Raw genomic sequence first — 615 nt, 5'->3', positions numbered from 1 at the left:
TTCGTCAACTTCTCGGTAAGCCTCGTCACCTTCGCCGCCAGAGCCTCGCTCGGCTCCTGTCGGTCGGCCGTGTCAAGTTGGCTCAGATAGCGCGCGACGCTCTCCTCCAACTGAGCCCGCCGCCGCTCCACCTTCGCGCGCGTGAAGTTCCTGTCTCGGTTATTCACGGCCTTGAACTTGCTGCCATCGATGGCGACGCTCGCCTTCGCCAGCAGACCCATCTCTCGGCAGAGTTCGACGAAGCGCGCACAGACCTTGCGCAGCGCCAGGCCGTTGTCCTTGCGGAAGTCCGCAATCGTCTTGTGATCGGGAGCGAGCCGACCCAGCAGCCACATCACCTCGACATTGCGCCCGGCCTCTCGTTCCAGCCGCCGGCTCGACTGCACCCGGTTCAGATAGCCGTAAATGTAAAGCTTAAGGAGCACCGAGGGATGGTACGACGGCCGACCGGTGGCCGCCGGCTCCACACCCTCAAAGCCCATCCCAGCCAAACCGAGCGCATCGACAAATACGTCGATCACGCGAACTGGGTTGCTCTCGTCAATGAAGTCATCGAGGCATTCGGGCAACAGCGTTCGCTGCCCACGATCCGCCTCTTCAACGAAGCGCCTCATC

General features: G+C 62.4%; 1 protein-coding gene. It reads right to left on the bottom strand.

The genetic code is table 11. From position 1 onward, the window contains the following. A partial coding sequence (locus AC629_RS44605; protein WP_143199978.1) for a transposase occupies nucleotides 1-614 on the bottom strand: 614 nt, incomplete at its 3' end. Nucleotide 615: the final 1 nt, after the last annotated feature.

This window comes from Bradyrhizobium sp. NAS80.1 (assembly GCF_001908205.1).
In the GTDB taxonomy this organism is placed as follows: domain Bacteria; phylum Pseudomonadota; class Alphaproteobacteria; order Rhizobiales; family Xanthobacteraceae; genus Bradyrhizobium.
The sequence above is the reverse complement of the archived record's forward strand: the minus strand, read 5'-3'. Positions and strand labels throughout refer to the sequence as shown.